This is a genomic window from Streptomyces sp. NPDC054842 (assembly GCF_053611025.1).
Window position 1 is genome coordinate 41244 of record NZ_JBSGZN010000031.1, and the last position, 18651, is coordinate 59894.

An 18651-nucleotide genomic window follows, 5' to 3' on the forward strand; every position below is an offset into this window, starting at 1 on the left:
CCTCAGCCGACGGCGTCGCTCACGTCGCGCCGTCGCTCGTTCTCCAGTACGCCGACCAGGGCGACGTCGTCCTCGCGGCGCTTCCCGGGGACGCTCGCTCCGGCGCCCTGGGGGGTACGGCGTTCGGGGGGTTCGATGCTGATCCGGGGCAGGCGCCGGTCGAGCCAGCCCGGCAGCCACCAGTTGGCGTCGCCCAGCAGGTGCATCAGGGCGGGGACGAGCAGCGTGCGCAGGACGAAGGCGTCGAGGGCGACGGCCGCCGCGAGGGCGATCCCGAACATCGCGATGACGCGGTCGCCGCTGAGCACGAAGGCGAGGAAGACCGAGATCATGATGACGGCGGCCGAGTTGATCACGCGGCCGGTCTCGGCGAGGCCGACGCGCACGGCCCGCCGGTTGTCGCCGGTCTCCAGCCACTCCTCGTACATCCGACTGACCAGGAACACCTGGTAGTCCATGGAGAGGCCGAAGAGCACCGAGACCATGATCACGGGAAGGAACGGCTCGATCGGCCCGGCCCTGCCCAGCCCCAGCAGCTCGCTGCCCCAGCCCCACTGGAAGACCGCGACCACCACGCCGAAGGCCGCGGCGACGGCGGCGACGTTCATGACGGCGGCCTTGACCGGGATGCCGAGGGACCGGAAGGCGACCAGGAGCAGGACGCAGCCGAGTCCGATCACCACGCCCACGAACAGCGGGAGTTTGCCGACGATGACGTCCGCGAAGTCGTCGTAGCTCGCCGTCACCCCGCCGACGTGCACGTCGAGCGAGGTGCCCGTCTCGGCGCGCGGCAGCACCTCGCCGCGCAGCCGGTCGACGAGTTCGCTGGTCCGCTGGGACTGCGGGGCGGACTCCGGGACGACGGTGAGGTACGCGGTGCCGCCCCCGGATCCGTACGTCACGGGGGTCACCGAGGCGACGCCCTCGGTGGACCTCAGCGTGGCGTCGAGGTTGTCGAGCGCCAGCCGGTCCGCGGCGCCGCCGACCGGGGTGACGAGGGTCAGGGGACCGTTCACGCCGGGTCCGAAGCCGTCCGCGATGAGGTCGTAGGCCTGCCGGGTGGTCGACGAGGTGGGCCCGTTGCCCTGGTCGGAGGTGCCCAGGTGCAGGGAGAGCGTCGGCAGCGCGAGGAGCGCCATGACGGCCACCGCGAGGCTCCCCAGCAGTTTCGGGTGCCGCTCCACGAACGCGGACCAGCGGGCGGCGAGCCCGGTGGTGATCTCCGGTTCGGGTCCGTGCTCGGCCAGCCGCCGCCGCTCGCGCCGGCTGAGCGCGCGCGGCCCGATGAAGGACAGCAGGGCGGGCAGCAGGGTCACGGAGGCGGCGACCGTGAGGACCACGGTCAGCGAGGCCGCGATCGCCACGCCGTTGAGGAAGCCGAGCCGCAGGATGAGCATGCCGAGCAGGGCGATGCAGACGGTGGCGCCGGCGAAGACGACGGCCCGGCCGGTGGTGGCCACGGCGTTCTGCGCGGCCTCCGCGACCGGCAGGCCCCGTTTCAGGCCCCGCCGGTGCCGGGTCACGATGAACAGCGCGTAGTCGATGCCGACCCCGAGCCCGATCAGCATCCCGAGCATCGGCGCGAAGTCGGCGACGGTCATGGCGTGCCCGAGGAGCACTATCGCGGCGTAGGCGGTGCCGACGCCGACGAGTGCGGTGGCGATGGGCAGCATGGAGGCGGCGAAGGAGCCGAAGGCGAGGAAGAGGACCACGGCGGCGACCAGGACGCCGATGACCTCGGCGAGGTGTCCCCCGGCCGGTTCGGTGGCCGCGACGGCGGTGCCGCCCAGTTCCACCTGGAGTCCGTCGGTCCCGGCCTCGTGGGCGGTGTCGACGACGGCCTTCGCCTCGGCGGGGTCGATGTTCTCGGCCCGGTCCTCGAAGGTGACCGCCGCGTACGCCGTGCGTCCGTCGGCGCTGATCTGCCCGCTGTGGCGGCCCTCGTACGGGCTGACGACCGAGGCGACGCCGGGGAGGCCGGCGATCCGGTCCAGGGTGCGGCTCATCGTCTGCTCGACGTCCGCGGAGCGCACGCTGCCCGGTGCCGTGTGCCAGACCACGGTGTCGGCGTCGCCGCCGAGGCTCGGGAAGCCCTCCTGGAGCAGCCGGGTGGCGCTGCCGGACTCGGTGCCGGGGACCTCGTAGTCGTTCGAGTACGCGGAGCCCGCCACGGCCGCGGCGGCGGTCGTGCCGCCCAGAGCGAGGAGCCACAGCAGAACGGCGACGAGGCGGTGTCGGACACACCAGCGCGCAAGGGCTGCCACGGACGTGCTCCCTGGATGATTCGTGGTCTTTGATCGGGAACAGCCGACAATGTAACGGAACAGCCCGCAAAGAACGTATGAGCAATGCCCAGACACTCTTACAGTCGGAAGAGATCTTTTGTCCCTTTCGTGGGCTTACTCACAGGAGCACGACGCAGCTCACAGGACACTTCCGCGACTTCCGTCACCCCGGGCGGCGCGCCAGGACGCACTCGGGGGGACGCGCCGCGAACGGCGCGTCCCCCCGAGGTGGGTGGAGACAGGGAACCGGGACTCAGCCCTCGCTGACGCCCAGCTTCTCCAGGATGAGCTCCTTGACGCGGGCCGCGTCGGCCTGGCCACGGGTGGCCTTCATGACCGCTCCGACGAGCGCGCCCGCGGCCTGGACCTTGCCGCCGCGGATCTTGTCGGCGATGCCCGGGTTGCCGGCGATGGCCTCCTCGACGGCGGTCGTCAGCGCGCCCTCGTCCGAGACGACCTTCAGACCGCGCTTGTCGACGACCTCGTCCGGGGTGCCCTCGCCGGCGAGAACGCCCTCGATGACCTGCCGGGCGAGCTTGTCGTTCAGGTCACCGGCGGCGACCAGCTGCGCCACCCGGGCGACCTGCGCCGGGGTGATCGGGAGGTCCTCCAGGGACGTCGCCGACTCGTTGGCGCTGCGGGCCAGTTCGCCCATCCACCACTTGCGGGCGGAGGCGGCGTCGGCACCGGCCTCGATCGTCGCGACGATCGGGTCGATGGCCCCGGCGTTGAGGATCGACTGCATGTCGTGGGCGCCGACGCCCCACTCCTCGCGCAGCCGGTTGCGGCGGGCCAGCGGCTGCTCGGGCAGGCCCGCGCGCAGCTCCTCGACCCACTCGCGGGACGGCGCCACGGGGACGAGGTCGGGCTCCGGGAAGTACCGGTAGTCCTCGGCCTCCTCCTTCACGCGGCCCGAGGTCGTGGACCCGGTGTCCTCGTGGAAGTGGCGGGTCTCCTGGATGATCGTGCCGCCGGAGGAGAGGACGGCGGCGTGGCGCTGGATCTCGTAGCGCGCCGCGCGCTCCACCGAGCGCAGCGAGTTGACGTTCTTCGTCTCGCTCCGCGTGCCGAACTTCTCCCGGCCGTGCGGGCGCAGCGACAGGTTGACGTCGCAGCGCATCTGGCCCATCTCCATACGGGCCTCGGAGACGCCGAGCGCCTTGATGAGCTCGCGCAGCTCGGCGACGTACGCCTTGGCGACCTCGGGGGCGCGCTCGCCCGCGCCCTCGATCGGCTTGGTGACGATCTCGATGAGCGGGATGCCGGCGCGGTTGTAGTCGAGCAGCGAGTGGGAGGCGCCGTGGATGCGGCCGGTGGCACCGCCCACGTGCGTGGACTTGCCGGTGTCCTCCTCCATGTGGGCGCGCTCGATCTCCACGCGGAAGACCTCACCGTCCTCCAGCTGGACGTCCAGGTAGCCGTTGAAGGCGATCGGCTCGTCGTACTGGGAGGTCTGGAAGTTCTTCGGCATGTCCGGATAGAAGTAGTTCTTCCGGGCGAAGCGGCACCACTCGGCGATCTCGCAGTGCAGCGCGAGGCCGATCTTGATCGCGGACTCGACGCCGGTCGCGTTCACGACGGGCAGCGCGCCGGGCATGCCGAGGCAGGTCGGACAGGTCTGCGAGTTGGGCTCGGCGCCCAGCGTGGTGGAACACCCGCAGAACATCTTCGTCTTGGTGCCGAGTTCGACATGGACTTCGAGGCCCATGACGGGGTCGTACGACGCCAGCGCGTCCTCGTACGACACCAGGTCGGTCGTGGTGGTCACGGTGAAAACTTCCCTCTCAGCCCAGCAGGACGTCGTCGTCGCCCAGGCGCTTGAGCTCCCGGTAGAGGATGGCGAGGCCGGTGACGATGGCGGCGGCGGACACGGCGGCGTCGATCAGGCGCAGCGTGTCGTTGTCGGTGCGGGCCAGCTTGGCCTGCTTGGCGACGCTGACCGCGCCGAAAGCGGTGGTGGCCATGGACAGGTACAGGCCGGACTTGGACTTCTTGAAGCCTTTGGCCTTCGACAGGGTCTTGCTCACAGCGACGGAGCCTCCTCGATCAGCGGGTGACCCCACCTTTCCACGAAGGCGGCCTCGACGGCGGCGCCGACCTTGTAGAGCCTGTCGTCCTTCATCGCCGGGGCGATGATCTGCAGACCGACCGGGAGGTCGTCCTCCGGGGCGAGACCGCAGGGCAGCGACATGGCCGCGTTGCCCGCGAGGTTGGTCGGGATGGTGCACAGGTCGGCGAGGTACATCGCCATCGGGTCGTCGGCGCGCTCGCCGATCGGGAAGGCGGTGGTGGGCGTGGTCGGCGAGACGATCACGTCGACCTGCTCGAAGGCCTTCTCGAAGTCGCGCGTGATGAGCGTGCGGACCTTCTGGGCGCTGCCGTAGTAGGCGTCGTAGTAGCCGCTGGACAGGGCGTACGTGCCGAGCATGATGCGGCGCTTGACCTCGTCGCCGAAGCCGGCCTCGCGGGTGAGGGCGGTGACGTCCTCGGCCGAGCGGGTGCCGTCGTCGCCGACGCGCAGGCCGTAGCGCAGGCCGTCGAAGCGCGCCAGGTTCGAGGAGCACTCGGAGGGCGCGATCAGGTAGTACGCCGACAGGGCCAGGTCGAAGGACGGGCAGTCCAGCTCGACGATCTCGGCGCCGAGCTCCTTGAGGAGGGCGACCGACTCGTTGAAGCGCTGGACGACACCGGCCTGGTAGCCCTCGCCCGCGAACTGCTTGACGACACCGACGCGCATGCCCGCCACGCTGCCGTTGCGGGCCGCCTCGACGACCGGCGGGACCGGCGCGTCGATGGAGGTCGAGTCGAGCGGGTCGTGCCCGGCGATGACCTCGTGCAGGAGGGCCGCGTCCAGGACCGTACGGGCGCAGGGGCCGCCCTGGTCGAGGGAGCTGGAGAAGGCGACCATGCCGTAGCGCGAGACGCCGCCGTAGGTCGGCTTGACGCCGACGGTGCCGGTGACGGCGGCGGGCTGGCGGATCGAGCCGCCGGTGTCCGTGCCGATCGCGAGCGGCGCCTGGAAGGAGGCGAGCGCGGCGGAGGAGCCGCCGCCGGAGCCGCCGGGGATCCTGGTGAGGTCCCAGGGGTTGCCGGTCGGACCGTAGGCGCTGTTCTCCGTCGAGGACCCCATGGCGAACTCGTCCATGTTGGTCTTGCCGAGGATGACGACGTCGGCGTCCTTCAGGCGCTTGGTGACCGTGGCGTCGTACGGCGGGATCCAGCCCTCGAGGGTCTTGGAGCCGACGGTGGTCGGCACGCCCTCGGTGGTGAAGATGTCCTTGAGCGCCAGGGGGACGCCGGCCAGGGGGCCGAGCTTCTCGCCCCGCGCCCGCTTGGCGTCGACGGCGCGGGCCTGGGCCAGCGCGCCCTCGCGGTCCACGTGCAGGAAGGCGTGCACCTTCTCGTCGACCGCGCCGATACGGGCGAGGTGGGCCTCGGTGACCTCGACGGCGGTGAGCTCGCCGGCGGCGATCCGGTCCGCGATCTCCGCGGCCGTCAGCTTGATGATGTTGACGTTGGTGTCCGTCATGGTGATTAGTCCTCCCCCAGGATCTGCGGCACCTTGAAACGCTGCTGCTCCTGGGCCGGGGCGCCGGAGAGCGCCTGCGCGGGGGTGAGCGACGGACGGACCTCGTCCGCGCGCATGACGTTCGTCAGCGGCAGCGGGTGAGAGGTCGGCGGTACGTCTTGGTCGGCGACCTCGCTGACGCGGGCGACCGCGCCGATGATGTCGTCGAGCTGGCCGGCGAAGTGGTCGAGCTCTTCGCCCTTCAGCTCCAGACGCGCCAGCCGTGCGAGGTGGGCGACCTCCTCGCGCGTGATGCCAGGCATGCAGCGATCCTCTGGGGTGAGTGAGTGTGGTTTGGCCCCAATCCTATGGGGCGGGCACGGATGCCCGCGCACGGGTTTCCCCGGGGCCCGGGCCCGACCACGAAGAACCGCCCGAAGCCGGCCCCCCACGGCCGACCGGACGCCGACGGCGAACGGCAGGCACGGGAGAGCCCGGCCCGCCGGGAAGCAGTAACGGGTGGCGCGTGGACGGGAGACATCCGGCCGAAGGCCGGTCCAGAAACCCCCCACGGCCGGAGGACGCCAACGGCGAACGGCAGGCACGGGAAAGGCCAGCCCGCCGGGAAGCAGCAACGGGTGGCGCGTGGGCGGGAGACATCCGGCCGAAGGCCGGTCCAGGACACCCCCACGGCCGGCCGGACGCCAACGGCGAACGGCAGGCACGGGAAAGGCCAGCCCATCGGGAAGCAGCAACAGGTGGCGCGTGGGCGGGAGACATCCGGCCGAAGGCCGGTCCAGGCACCCCGGGAAGAGAGACCTAGTCCGCCGCGGGCAACGCGGCGCGAGGCCGCTGCCACCCCCGAGCCCCCCGCGCGAGCAACCACGCCGTGGCCTCCTCCGGAGGCATCGCCGCCGCGACCAGCCACCCCTGCACGGCGTCACAGCCGAGATCCCGCAACCGCTCCCACGTCTCGTCGTCCTCGACCCCCTCGGCGACGACGAGCAGACCGAGCGAATGCGCCAGATCGACCGTGCACCGCACGATCTCCGCGTCCTCGTTGTCCACCGCGAGCCGCGCCACGAAGGACCGGTCGATCTTCAGCTCGCTGACGGGCAGCCGCCGCAGATGGACGAGGGAGGAGTAACCGGTGCCGAAGTCGTCGAGCGACATCTTCACGCCGTGCCCGGTGAGCGCGGCCAGGGTGTCCGCGGCACGCTGCGGGTCCTCCAGCAGCACGTGCTCCGTGATCTCCAGCTGGAGCGCTCCGGCGGGCACCCCGTGCCGGGCGAGACGGGCGGCGACCGACCCGGCGAACCCTGGAGTGTGCACGTCACGCGGGGACACGTTCACCGCGACCGGCACGTACAGCTTCTGCGCCCGCCAGCGCGCGACCTGGGCGAGGGCCGTCTCCAGCACGTACTCCGTGAGGTGCGGCATCAGCCCGGAGGACTCGGCGATGGCGATGAACTCGTCCGGCGGCACCTTCCCGCGCTCCGGGTGCACCCAGCGGACCAGGGCCTCCAGCCCGGCCACCTGTCCGTCGAAGCGGACCTTGGGCTGGTAGTGCAGTTCCACGTCACCGGCGTCGAGCGCCCGGCGCAGGTCGCCGAGCAGGCCGAGCCGGTCCGGGGTGTTGGAGTCCCGCTTGGACTCGTACACCTCCACCCCCGTACGGTCCCGCTTCGCCTGGTACATCGCCACGTCGGCGCGGCGCAGCAGTCCCTCCGCGTCGAGCGCGTGGTCGGGGAAGACGGCGAGGCCGGCGCTCGCCTCCAGGACGAGCGTGAGGCCGTCGAGGTCGAGGGGCGACCCGAGGGCGGCGACGAGACCGCGGGCCAGCCGGGTGGCGGAGGTCGTGGAGTCCGCCACCGGCAGTAAGACGGCGAACTCGTCACCGCCGAGCCGCGCGGCCTCCGCTCCGCGCGGCAGGGCCAGTCGCAGCCGGTCGGCTATCTGGAGCAGCAGCCGGTCCCCCGCGAGGTGCCCCAGCGTGTCGTTGACCGATCGGAAGCGGTCGAGGTCGATCAGCATCAAGGCGGCGCGGGCCCCGATCCGCTCGGCGTCGTCCAGCGCCGTCCACGTCCGCTCCAGGAGCCACTGCCGGTTGGGCAGCCCGGTCAGCGGGTCGCGCAGCTGCTCCTCGGCGCGGGCGCGGGCTATCCACAGCGTGGAGTCGAGCGCGATCAGCGGGACGGCGAACAGCGGCAGCAGCAGGGGGAGCGCCTGCGCCACCACGCATATGAGGGGCGCGATGCCGAGCAGCGCGACGGCGACGAGGCCCTGGCGGGCGAGGGCGGTGCGCGCGACGGTGGGCAGTCCGCCGGTGCGCGGCGCGTGCAGGTACCAGAGCAGGGCACGGGTCACCGCGAGGTAGCCGGCGGCGACGAGGACCACCTCGGGTGCCGCGTAGAGGGTCCAGGTCTGCGGGTCCCAGGGCGTCTCGACGGACGGGACCCGGCCGAAGGCGGCCAGGACCAGCGCGCCGGCGCCGATGCCGAGGATGTCGACCGCGCCGTGCAGGACGCCCTGGCGCCAGCGGTTGCGGCGGGCGACGCCGACCAGCACGACGACGGTGAGACTCACCATGCCGGCGGGCACCCAGCCGTACAGCAGCAGGACCGCGAGGGTGAGGGCGGCGCCCGAGCCCGTGCCGCCCCACCAGCGGGAGCGGCCGAGGGCGACCAGATGGCCGACGATGACGCCGGTGAGCACGGCGAGCGACCAGCCGGCGGTGCCGGACGGGAAGAGCGCGTGGTGCCCGCTGAAGGCGCGGTGGAAACCGGCGCCGAGGACGAGGGCGGCCGATCCCACGACGGCGGCGGGCAGCGTCGGCCAGGACAGGTGCCGCTCGGTCTCGTGGCCGGAGGGATCCGCGGCGCGCGCGGTGGGGTGCCCGTAGGACTTCGGGGAGTTCCCGACGGTGAGCTGTGCGGCGCCGCGGGCGTCCACGCGCGCGCCCGCCGACGGCCGCCCCGTCCGGAGTCCGGCCAGCCAGGCGCCGGACATCCGGCGCAGGCGCAGCCGGGAGCCCGGAGCGGCGCTCTCGGTCGGTTCCATTCCCGTCCCTCTCACAGCCGGCGGTGCCCACGCCACGCGGTCCGGTGCCCGGCGAACCATCCGCGGCTCCGCGTCTGAAAAGCCTTCACCCGGCCCGTGAGGGCCAAGGGGATGCGCCGGCCGCGGCCGGGCACGGCAGACGCACGTCTCAACAGTAGGCCGCGGAAGGCTTCCACGGGCAGCGGTCGTCGACGGTTGCCCGAATGCGACCCGGCCACCCGTATGCATCTGATATGCGCCGAACGGGTGGCCTTCAACCGCTACTCCTCGGTCGGAAGTGCGAGTTCGGCGGCGGCTTCCGGCCCTTGCTCCAACAGGACCGCGAACCCGTCCTCGTTCAGAACCGGAACCTTCAGCTGCATGGCCTTGTCGTATTTCGACCCGGGGTTGTCACCCACGACGACGAAGGACGTCTTCTTGGAGACGGATCCGGTCACTTTCGCGCCGCGGCTCTGCAGGGCGTCCTTCGCGCCGTCCCGCGTGTGGTGTTCGAGGGTGCCGGTGACGACGACCACGAGGCCCTGGAGGGGGCGCGGGCCCTGGTCCTCGCCGGAGTCCTCCTCCTCCATGCGCACGCCGGCGGCCCGCCACTTGCGGAGGATCTCCTGGTGCCAGTCGACGGCGAACCACTGCTTCAGCGAGGCCGCGATGATCGCGCCCACGCCGTCGGTGTTCGCGAGCTCCTCCTCGGTGGCCTGCTCGATGCGGTCGATGGAGCGGAACTCGCGCGCCAGGGCCTCGGCCGCGACCGGTCCGACGTGGCGGATCGACAGTCCGGTCAGCACGCGGGCGAGCGGGCGCTGTCGGGCCGCGGCGATGTTCTCCAGCATGGCGAGGGCGTTCTTCTTCGGCTCGCCCTGCTGGTTGGCGAAGACCGTGACGATCTTCTCCTCGCCGGTCTTGGGGTCGCGCTTGGGCAGACCGCTGTCCTGGTCCAGCACGTACGCCTTGATGGGCAGCAACTGCTCGATGGTGAGGTCGAAGAGGTCGCCCTCGTCCACGAGGGGCGGCTCGGCGGGCTCCAGCGGCTTGGTGAGGGCCGCGGCGGCGACGTAGCCGAAGTTCTCGATGTCGAGGCTCTTGCGGCCCGCGAGGTAGAAGAGGCGCTCGCGCAACTGGGCCGGGCAGGTGCGGCCGTTCGGGCAGCGGAGGTCGATGTCGCCCTCCTTCGCGGGTGCCAGCGGTGTGCCGCACTCGGGGCACTCGGCCGGCATCACGAACTCCCGCTCGCTGCCGTCGCGCAGGTCGACGACCGGCCCGAGGATCTCCGGGATGACGTCACCGGCCTTGCGCAGCACCACCGTGTCCCCGATGAGGACGCCCTTGGCCTTCACCACGTCCTGGTTGTGCAGGGTCGCGAACTCGACCTCGGAGCCGGCCACGGTCACGGGCTCGACCTGCGCGTAGGGCGTGACGCGTCCCGTACGGCCGACGCCGACGCGGATGTTGACCAGCTTCGTGTTGACCTCCTCCGGCGCGTACTTCCAGGCGATGGCCCAGCGGGGCGCGCGGGAGGTGGAGCCGAGGCGCCCCTGGAGCGGGATCTCGTCGAGCTTGACGACGACCCCGTCGATCTCGTGCTCCACGGAGTGGCGGTTCTCGCCGAAGTGGGCGATGAACTCCCGTACACCGGCGAGGTCGTCGACCACCTTGTTGTGCTGGGCGGTGGGCAGGCCCCATTCACGCAGCAGCTCGTACGCCTGCGAGAGGCGCTCGATGTCGAAGCCCTGCCGCGCGCCGATGCCGTGCACGACCATGTGCAGCGGGCGGGTGGCGGTGACCCGGGGGTCCTTCTGGCGCAGTGAACCCGCCGCCGCGTTGCGCGGGTTGGCGAAGGGCTTGTCGCCGCCCTCGACCAGACGGGCGTTCAGCTCCTCGAACTTCTCCATCGGGAAGTACACCTCGCCGCGGATCTCCACGAGGTCGGGGACGCGGTCGCCCTTCAGCCGGTCGGGGATCTCCGCGATGGTGCGGACGTTCGGCGTGATGTCCTCGCCCGTGCGGCCGTCGCCGCGGGTCGCCGCGCGCGTGAGGCGGCCGTGCTCGTACGTGAGGTTGACCGCTAGGCCGTCGACCTTGAGCTCGCACAGGAAGTGGTAGCCGGGGGTGCCGACGTCCTTGGCGACGCGGTCGGCCCAGGCGGTGAGCTCCGCGTCGTCGAAGGCGTTGTCCAGGGAGAGCATGCGCTCGCGGTGCTGGACGGCCGTGAACTCGGTCGCGTAGGCACCCGCGACCTTCTGCGTCGGCGAGTCCGGCGTCCGCAGCTGCGGGTACTCCTCCTCCAGCGCCTCCAGCGCACGGAGCAGCCTGTCGAACTCCGCGTCACTGACGACGGGAGCGTCCTTCACGTAGTACCGGAAGCGGTGCTCCTCGATCTGCTCGGCGAGCTGCGCGTGCTTCTCCCGTGCCTCGGCGGGCAAGGGGTGCGCGGTCGAGGCGGTCTGTGCGTCCTGGTCGCCGGCCACCGTGTCGTCCTCCCGTTACTCAGGGTTGTCCGCGAGGGATCTCGCCGCCCGGGCGCAGTGGGCGAGCGCCGTGCGCGCGTAGTCGGGGGAGGCCCCCGCGAGCCCGCACGACGGAGTGAGCGTGACCGCCTCCGCGAGAAGTCCCGGATTCAGTCCCAGCCTGCGCCACAGCGTCCTGACACCCATGACGCTACCGGCAGGGTCTGACAATGGGGCGTCCGTGCCGGGCACGACACCCGCGAACAGCCGGGTGCCCCCCTCCACCGCTTCCCCGATCGCGTCGTCGTCACGCTCGGTGAGGAGCGAGAAGTCGAAGGAGATCGCCGCGGCGCCCGCCCGGCGCAGCAGCGCGAACGGCACGTCGGGCGCGCACGAGTGCACGACGACCGGTCCCCCGCCGTGCACGCCGACGACGTCCCGCAGCGTGGACTCGATCACCTGCCGGTCGACGGCGCGGTGGGTGCGGTATCCGCTGGCGCTCCTGACCTGGCCGCGCAGCACGGACATGAGGGAGGGCTCGTCGAGCTGGAGGACGACGTCGGCGCCCGGTACCCGCCGCCGCACCTCGGCGAGGTGCGTCCGCAGCCCCTCCGCGAGCGATCCGGCGAGGTCCCGGCAGGCGCCCGGGTCGGAGAGCGCCACCTCGCCGTTGCGCAGCTCCAGTGCGGCGGCCAGCGTCCAGGGGCCGACCGCCTGCACCTTGAGCGGGCCCTCGTAGCCCTGGGTGAACTCCTCGAAGGCGTCCAGGTCCTCGCCGAGCCAGGACCGGGCCCGCCGGGTGTCCCGTCCGGGCCGGTCGCCGAGCCGCCAGCCGCTGGGCTCCACGCGCGCGTACAGCTCGACGAGCAGGCCGGCGGTCCGGCCGATCATGTCGGCCCCGGGTCCGCGCGCGGGGAGTTCGGGCAGGAACGGGAAGTCCTCGAACGATCCGACGACGGTCTTGGCGGCCTCCCGGGCGTCGCCGCCCGGCATGGATCCGACGCCGGTCGCCGGCCCGAACCTGAACACGCTGTTTTCGCTCACCCCGGCAGCCTACGGAATCCCTCCGCCGCCAGGTCAGCGGCCCGGTCGTACCGTCAGGTCGTTGATCTCGGCGTCCCGCGGCAGGTCCAGGGCCAGCAGCACGGTCGTGGCGACCGACTCGGGGTCGATCCAGCGGGACGCCTCGTAGGGCCTGCCCTCCTGCTGGTGCACCTTGGCCTGCATCGGGCTCGCGGTGCGGCCGGGGTACACGGAGGTGACGCGGACGCCGTTGGCGTGCTCCTCGTGGCGCAGGGAGTCCGCCAGCGCCTTCAGGCCGTGCTTGGAGGCGGCGTAAGCGGACCAGTCGGCGTGGGCGCTGAGTCCGGCACCGGAGTTGACGAACACCACGTGCCCCTGGGCGAGGCGCAGCTGGGGCAGGAAGTGGCGGGTGAGTTCGGCCGGGGCGATCAGGTTGACGTTGAGCTGGTGGCGCCAGGTCTTGGGCGTCAGCTCGCCGACCGGACCGAGGTCGACCACGCCCGCGATGTGCAGGAGCGAGTCGATCCGGTCGGGCAGCGACTGGTGGGAGAACGCCCAGGAGAGCTTGTCGGGGTCCGCGAGGTCGCCGACCAGGGTGCGCGAGCCGGGGTACTCCCCGGCCAGCTCCTTCGCGCGGCCCGCGTCGCGCGCGTGCAGCACGAGTTCGTCCCCGCGCGCGTGCAGGCGGCGCGCGACGGCGGCGCCGATGCCGGAACCGGCCCCGGTGATCACATGTGTAGCCATGCCCGCCATGCTCGCATCACCGGGTGCCGTGGCTCTCCTCGAGGTAGGCCAGCGCGCCGACCGGCTCCTCGGCGAAGAAGACCAGGTCGGTGAGGGGCCGGGGCAGGAAGCCCTCGTCGTCCATGCGCCGGAACTGCTCCTTGAGGCCGTCGTAGAAGCCCGCGGTGTTGAGCAGGACCACCGGCATCTCGGTCATGCCGTGCTTCTTCATCTCCAGGATCTCGGTGGCCTCGTCGAGGGTCCCGGTGCCGCCGACCATGATCACTACGGCGTCGGCCTTGCCGAGGAGGAGCGCCTTGCGCTCGGCGAGGTCGCGGGCGACGACCATCTCGTCGGCGCCCTTGCGGGCCTTGGCCGACAGGAAGTCGACGGAGACGCCCAGCAGCCGTCCGCCGGCCTGCTGCACGCCGTCGGCGACCACCTTCATCAGTCCGACGTCGGAGCCGCCCCACACCAGGGTGTGGCCGCCCTTGCCGAGCAGTTCCGCGAACTCGCGGGCGGGCCGGGTGTAGCGGTCGTCGAGGTCGGCGGCGGAGAGGAAGACACAGATGTTCATGCGTCCACCGTACGAGGGGAAGAAGCGCGGGCCCGCCGGTGCTGTCCGGATATGGCTGAAGGACACACGATCACGATCGAGCAAGGCACCGAACGCGTACGCGTCGTGCACGGCGGCCGGGTACTGGCGGAGACCGAGCGGCCACTGCTGCTGCGCGAGACCGGCTGTCCCGTGCGCTACTACCTGCCGCCGGAGGACGTCCGTCTCGACCTGCTGACGCCCTCGGAGACCCACACGTACTGCCCGTTCAAGGGCACGGCCTCCTACTGGTCGCTGCCCGACGCGCCCGACCTGGTGTGGGCGTATCCCGATCCCAAGCCGGACGTGGCGCGGATCAAGGACCACCTGTGCTTCTACGAGGTGGAGGTCGTCTGAGCGCCGGTGAGGAGCCGGCCGCCCGCGGGTCGGTCCGCGGACGGCCGGCGACCATGGGGCCGGACGTGCCCTAGACGGCGGCCTTCGCGCGCGTGGTCGTCGCGATCGTCGCCGAGCCGACCACGCGCGTGCCGTCGTACAGGACGATCGCCTGGCCGGGCGCGACGCCGCGGACGGGCTCGGTGAACGTGACCTCCAGGGAGCCGTCGACCAGCTCGGCGGCCACCTCGGTCTCTCCGCCGTGGGCGCGCAGCTGCGCGGTGTACGTGCCGGGGCCGGAGGGCGCGGCGCCGCACCAGCGGGGCTTGATCGCGGTCAGCGCGGTGACGTCCAGGGCGTCCGCGGGACCGACCGTGACCGTGTTGTTGACCGGTGAGATGTCCAGCACGTAGCGCGGCTTGCCGTCGGCTGCCGGGGTGCCGATGCGCAGGCCCTTGCGCTGGCCGATGGTGAATCCGTACGCGCCCTCGTGCGTGCCGAGCTTGGCGCCGGACTCGTCGACGATGTCACCCTCGGCCCGGCCGAGGCGGCCGGCGAGGAAGCCCTGGGTGTCGCCGTCGGCGATGAAGCAGATGTCGTGCGAGTCGGGCTTCTTGGCGACCGCGAGGCCGCGGCGCTCCGCCTCGGCGCGGATCTCGTTCTTCGTCGTGACGGTGTCGCCGAGCGGGAACAGCGCGTGCGCGAGCTGGCGGTCGTCGAGCACCCCGAGGACGTACGACTGGTCCTTGGCCATGTCGGAGGCGCGGTGCAGCTCGCGGGTACCGTCCTCGCGGACGATCACCTGGGCGTAGTGGCCGGTGCAGACGGCGTCGAAGCCGAGGGCGAGCGCCTTGTCGAGGAGCGCCGCGAACTTGATCTTCTCGTTGCAGCGCAGGCAGGGGTTCGGGGTGCGCCCGGCCTCGTACTCGGCGACGAAGTCCTCCACGACGTCCTCGCGGAAGCGCTCGGCGAGGTCCCACACGTAGAAGGGGATGCCGATGACGTCGGCGGCGCGGCGGGCGTCGCGGGAGTCCTCGATGGTGCAACAGCCGCGCGCGCCCGTCCGGAAGGACTGGGGGTTCGCCGAGAGGGCGAGGTGCACTCCGGTGACGTCGTGCCCGGCCTCGGCGGCGCGGGCGGCGGCGACGGCGGAGTCGACACCGCCGGACATGGCGGCGAGTACGCGAAGGGGGCGGGTGCGCTGCGGGGTCTCAGTCATAGCCCCTCCAGAGTACGGGGCGCCGGGAACCGGAGCCCCCGCATATCCGTTGAGCAGCGCATGGGGGAGACGAAGGGCGCGCCCGGCGGGGGCCGCGCGGACGGAGACCGGCGCCTCGGCCGCCGGGCACTGCTCATCGGCGGCACGGCGGCGGCGGTGGGCAGTGTCGCGCTGGCCCGGGACGAGCTGACGCACCTGTGGTGGCGGCTGCCCGGGGTGGAGAAGCCGCGCGAGGCGGGAGCGGTGGACTTCGCGGGAGCCCGCTGGGTGGCGGCGTCCCCGGCGAACTGGCGGCGCGCGGACCGCCCCGACGACTACGGCATAGACCGGGTCGTCGTCCACGTCACCCAGGGCAGTTTCCGGGACGCCGTGAAGGTCTTCCAGGACCCGGGGCACGGGGCGGCCGCCCACTACATCGTGCGCAGGGACGGGCACGTCACGCAGATGATCCGCGAGCTGGACGTCGCCTTCCACGCGGGCAACCGCGAGTACAACGAACGCAGCGTCGGCATCGAGCACGAGGGCTTCGTCGACCGCCCCGCGTCCTTCACCGACGCGATGTACGCCTCCTCGGCGCGGCTGGCGGCCGGGATCTGCGCGCGGTACGGGATACCCGTGGACCGGGAGCACCTGATCGGGCACGTCGAGGTCCCCGGCACGGACCACACGGACCCCGGCCCGCACTGGGACTGGGACCGGTACATACGGCTGGTGCGGCGCGCGAGCACGACGCCTGCCTGACGCGCATCGGCACGGCACCGGTACGGCGGCGGGGCAGAACCTAGGTGAGGCCCGCCGTGCGGGCGCGTTCCACCGCCGGGCCGATCGCGCGGGCCAGTGCCTCGACGTCCGCCTCCGTGGAGGTGTGGCCGAGGGAGAAGCGCAGGGTGCCGCGGGCCAGTTCGGGGTCGGCGCCGGTGGCCAGGAGGACGTGGCTGGGCTGGGCGACGCCCGCCGTGCAGGCGGACCCGGTCGAGCACTCGATGCCCTGGGCGTCGAGCAGCAGCAGGAGGGAGTCGCCCTCGCAGCCCGGGAAGGTGAAGTGCGCGTTGGCCGGCAGCCGTCCGGAGGGGTCGGGGTCGCCGCCGAGCAGCGCGTCGGGCACGGCCTCGCGCACGGCGCTCACCAGGTCGTCGCGCAGCGCGCCGATCTCCCGGGCGAACCATTCGCGCTGCTCGGCGGCCAGCCGTCCGGCGACGGCGAACGAGGCGACGGCGGGCACGTCGAGGGTCCCGGAGCGCACGTGCCGCTCCTGGCCGCCGCCGTGCAGGACGGGCACCGGGGTGTACTCGCGGCCCAGGAGCAGTGCGCCGATGCCGTACGGGCCGCCGATCTTGTGGCCCGACACCGTCATCGCGGCGAGCCCGGAAGCGCCGAAGTCGACGGGCACCTGCCCGAACGCCTGGACGGCGTCGGCGTGCAGCGGGACGTCGAACTCGGCGGCCACGTCGGCGAGTTCGCGGACCGGCATGAGGGTCCCGATCTCGTTGTTGGCCCACATGACCGTGGCGAGCGCGACAGTGCCGGGGTCGCGGGCGATGGCCTCGCGCAGTGCCTCGGGGTGGACGCGTCCGTGCGCGTCGACCGGCAGGTACTCGACGGTGGCGCCCTCGTGCTCGCCGAGCCAGTCCACGGCGTCGAGGACGGCGTGGTGCTCGACGGGGCTCGCGAGGACCCGGGTGCGGGCGGGGTCGGCGTCGCGGCGGGCCCAGTACAGGCCCTTGACGGCAAGGTTGTCGGCCTCGGTGCCGCCGGAGGTGAGGACCACCTCGCTGGGGCGCGCGCCGAGGGCGTCCGCCAGGGTCTCGCGGGATTCCTCGACCGTCCGCCGGGCGCGGCGGCCGGCGGCGTGCAGGGAGGAGGCGTTGCCCGTGATGCCGAGCTGGGCGGTCAGGGCCTCCGCCGCCTCGGGAAGCATCGGGGTGGTCGCGGCGTGGTCGAGGTAAGCCATGGTGGGCCCGATTCTACGGGCCCGCCGTCCGGCGCCTCGGCCCGCGTGGCCCTCCGCTCGTCCCGGCGGGCGTCAGAAGCTCCAGGACACCGTGTTGTCGGCCTGCATGAAGGCCAGCAGGACGACCAGGTCGGCGACACCGAGGCCCAGTCCGAGGAGGGCGCGGCCCTTGCGCTCGGTGCCGCGCCACAGGGCGACGGAGGCCAGGACGATGGCGATCGGGCCCAGGAAGAGGTTCAGGACGAGCAGGCCGAGGAGTCCGAGGACGAAGGAGGCGACGGCCATGCCGTCGGTGTCCCGGATGCCGGTCCGGCGGGTCGGAGATGCGGTGAGTTCCATGATCGGGTTCAGCTCCCGGCGGTCGGTGGGCGGAGGCGGGACGCGCGCGGTCAGGGGCGGCGCGTCCGTCAGTGGGCGGTGGTGCGGCGCTTGCGGGCGTGCCGCTCGCGCACCGCGAAGACGGCCAGCCAGAGGCCGATGACGGCGGCGGCGACGAGGGTGAGGGGCAGCGGCGCGTGGGCCACGGAGCCCATGACGACACCCAGCAGCAGAAGGGCTGCGACCAGGATCAGCATGACGTTCCTCTCGTGAGGTCCTGGAGCGTCGGGTCCCCGTCCGTTCGTTCGTCCGGAAGGTTCGGTTCGCGTCGATCGCCCGCGTTCCGTCCCCCTTTCAACACCCCGGATGTTTCAGTGACTTGACGCTCCAGTGAACAGTTGTAGTAACAGTTGTTCACTGACTTATGAGTCTAGCGCGTCCGGCGGCTTTTCAATTCCGGAGAACAGTTGTTAACTGCATGGCATGAGTCACACCCTCGGCATCCGGCAGGCGCAGAAGCAGAAGACCCGCCAGGCGCTCCTGGACGCGGCGCTGGGCCTGCTGGAGGAGCAGAGCCTGAGCAGCCTGGGGCTGCGCGAGGTCACCCGCGCGGTCGGAGTCGCCCCGACCGCGTTCTACCGGCACTTCCGCTCCACGGCCGACCTCGGTGTGGCACTGGTCGAGGAGGCGCTGGGCAGCCTGCACCCGATGATCGGGCACACCGTGTCCGCGGCGGGTGACAGCGACGAACGCATAGCGCGGGCCGTCGGTCTGATCGCCCGTCACGTGGAGACGTTCCCGGCGCACGTCCGCTTCATCGCGCGCGAGCGGCACGGCGGCGTGCAGCCGGTGCGGGAGGCCATCAGCGGCCAACTGGCCCGTTTCGCCGACGAGGTGCGGGCCGAGCTGGCCAAGCACCCGGAGTCCGCGGGCTGGAGCGACGACGACCTCCTGATGCTGGCGGCGCTGTACGTCGACCAGATGCTGATGACGGCCTCGCTCTTCCTGGAGGCGCTCGACGCCCCCGAGGAGGAACGGGACCGGGTGGCACGCCTCGCGACCCGTCAGATGCGGCTGATCAGCATCGGCCGCCGCCACTGGCTGGGCTAGCCGGGACGACCGGCGGGCCTTTCCCGTTCCTCGGGCGTGCTCCCCTCCTCCCCGGGGCCCGGATCGACCCCGGCCGCCT

Annotated in this window: 17 protein-coding genes; 3 read left to right on the top strand and 14 right to left on the bottom strand. The window is 72.3% G+C overall.

All coding sequences use genetic code 11. The features are described from left to right. Positions 1-2: 2 nt before the first annotated feature. The 10 genes from ACWGIS_RS23570 to ACWGIS_RS23615 all read right to left on the bottom strand — a co-directional run bounded on the left by ACWGIS_RS23570 (position 3) and on the right by ACWGIS_RS23615 (position 13620). Positions 3-2264 (bottom strand): MMPL family transporter, encoded by a 2262-nt coding sequence (locus ACWGIS_RS23570; RefSeq protein WP_453364440.1) that lies wholly within the window; start codon positions 2262-2264, stop codon positions 3-5. A gap of 274 nt (positions 2265-2538) precedes the next feature. Continuing rightward, complete coding sequence (gene gatB, locus ACWGIS_RS23575; RefSeq protein WP_453364441.1) at positions 2539-4053, bottom strand: Asp-tRNA(Asn)/Glu-tRNA(Gln) amidotransferase subunit GatB; 1515 nt, start codon at positions 4051-4053, stop codon at positions 2539-2541. A gap of 16 nt (positions 4054-4069) precedes the next feature. Next, on the bottom strand, positions 4070-4312 hold the full coding sequence (locus ACWGIS_RS23580) for a hypothetical protein (protein ID WP_453364442.1): 243 nt from the start codon (positions 4310-4312) through the stop codon (positions 4070-4072). After that, positions 4309-5814 (bottom strand): Asp-tRNA(Asn)/Glu-tRNA(Gln) amidotransferase subunit GatA, encoded by a 1506-nt coding sequence (gene gatA / locus ACWGIS_RS23585; protein WP_453364443.1) that lies wholly within the window; start codon positions 5812-5814, stop codon positions 4309-4311. The genes ACWGIS_RS23580 and gatA overlap by 4 nt, the downstream gene beginning before the upstream one ends. Positions 5815-5819: 5 nt before the next feature. Further along, positions 5820-6116 carry an Asp-tRNA(Asn)/Glu-tRNA(Gln) amidotransferase subunit GatC gene (gene gatC, locus ACWGIS_RS23590; RefSeq protein WP_003966094.1) on the bottom strand — a complete coding sequence of 99 codons (297 nt, stop codon included), beginning with the start codon at positions 6114-6116 and terminating at the stop codon, positions 5820-5822. Positions 6117-6612: 496 nt separating this feature from the next. Beyond that, the gene (locus ACWGIS_RS23595) at positions 6613-8853 is read right to left on the bottom strand and encodes a putative bifunctional diguanylate cyclase/phosphodiesterase (protein ID WP_453364444.1); all 2241 of its coding nucleotides are present in this window, start codon (positions 8851-8853) and stop codon (positions 6613-6615) included. Positions 8854-9113: 260 nt separating this feature from the next. After that, positions 9114-11318, bottom strand: a complete 2205-nt coding sequence (gene ligA, locus ACWGIS_RS23600; protein WP_453364445.1) for an NAD-dependent DNA ligase LigA — start codon at positions 11316-11318, stop codon at positions 9114-9116. Between the two features lie 15 nt (positions 11319-11333). Further along, positions 11334-12341: a methionine synthase gene (locus tag ACWGIS_RS23605; RefSeq protein WP_453364446.1), complete on the bottom strand. Its 1008-nt coding sequence runs from the start codon at positions 12339-12341 to the stop codon at positions 11334-11336. A gap of 33 nt (positions 12342-12374) precedes the next feature. Next, positions 12375-13073: an SDR family oxidoreductase gene (locus tag ACWGIS_RS23610; RefSeq protein ID WP_453364447.1), complete on the bottom strand. Its 699-nt coding sequence runs from the start codon at positions 13071-13073 to the stop codon at positions 12375-12377. A gap of 7 nt (positions 13074-13080) precedes the next feature. After that, entirely contained in the window at positions 13081-13620 is a 540-nt protein-coding gene (locus tag ACWGIS_RS23615) for an LOG family protein (RefSeq protein WP_453364448.1), read from the bottom strand. A 51-nt stretch (positions 13621-13671) separates the two neighbouring features. On the opposite strand from ACWGIS_RS23615, the gene ACWGIS_RS23620 reads away from it, so the two are divergent. Next, positions 13672-13995 (top strand): DUF427 domain-containing protein, encoded by a 324-nt coding sequence (locus ACWGIS_RS23620; RefSeq protein WP_453364449.1) that lies wholly within the window; start codon positions 13672-13674, stop codon positions 13993-13995. A 70-nt stretch (positions 13996-14065) separates the two neighbouring features. On the opposite strand, the gene mnmA is transcribed toward ACWGIS_RS23620, so the two are convergent. After that, positions 14066-15193: a tRNA 2-thiouridine(34) synthase MnmA gene (mnmA, locus tag ACWGIS_RS23625; protein WP_453364450.1), complete on the bottom strand. Its 1128-nt coding sequence runs from the start codon at positions 15191-15193 to the stop codon at positions 14066-14068. A 60-nt stretch (positions 15194-15253) separates the two neighbouring features. Between mnmA and ACWGIS_RS23630 the strand changes: the two genes are divergently transcribed. Next, the gene (locus ACWGIS_RS23630; RefSeq protein ID WP_453364451.1) at positions 15254-15934 is read left to right on the top strand and encodes an N-acetylmuramoyl-L-alanine amidase; all 681 of its coding nucleotides are present in this window, start codon (positions 15254-15256) and stop codon (positions 15932-15934) included. A 40-nt stretch (positions 15935-15974) separates the two neighbouring features. Here ACWGIS_RS23630 and ACWGIS_RS23635 read toward each other — a convergent pair whose 3' ends face one another. The 3 genes from ACWGIS_RS23635 to ACWGIS_RS23645 all read right to left on the bottom strand — a co-directional run bounded on the left by ACWGIS_RS23635 (position 15975) and on the right by ACWGIS_RS23645 (position 17719). Continuing rightward, positions 15975-17144: a cysteine desulfurase family protein gene (locus tag ACWGIS_RS23635; RefSeq protein ID WP_453364452.1), complete on the bottom strand. Its 1170-nt coding sequence runs from the start codon at positions 17142-17144 to the stop codon at positions 15975-15977. Positions 17145-17216: 72 nt separating this feature from the next. Further along, on the bottom strand, positions 17217-17483 hold the full coding sequence (locus tag ACWGIS_RS23640) for a DUF4190 domain-containing protein (protein ID WP_355789735.1): 267 nt from the start codon (positions 17481-17483) through the stop codon (positions 17217-17219). Positions 17484-17551: 68 nt separating this feature from the next. Then, positions 17552-17719, bottom strand: coding sequence for a hypothetical protein (locus tag ACWGIS_RS23645; protein WP_453364453.1), 168 nt, complete (start codon positions 17717-17719; stop codon positions 17552-17554). 226 nt (positions 17720-17945) lie between these two features. Between ACWGIS_RS23645 and ACWGIS_RS23650 the strand changes: the two genes are divergently transcribed. After that, the gene (locus tag ACWGIS_RS23650; RefSeq protein WP_453364454.1) at positions 17946-18572 is read left to right on the top strand and encodes a TetR family transcriptional regulator; all 627 of its coding nucleotides are present in this window, start codon (positions 17946-17948) and stop codon (positions 18570-18572) included. Positions 18573-18651 lie beyond the last annotated feature (79 nt).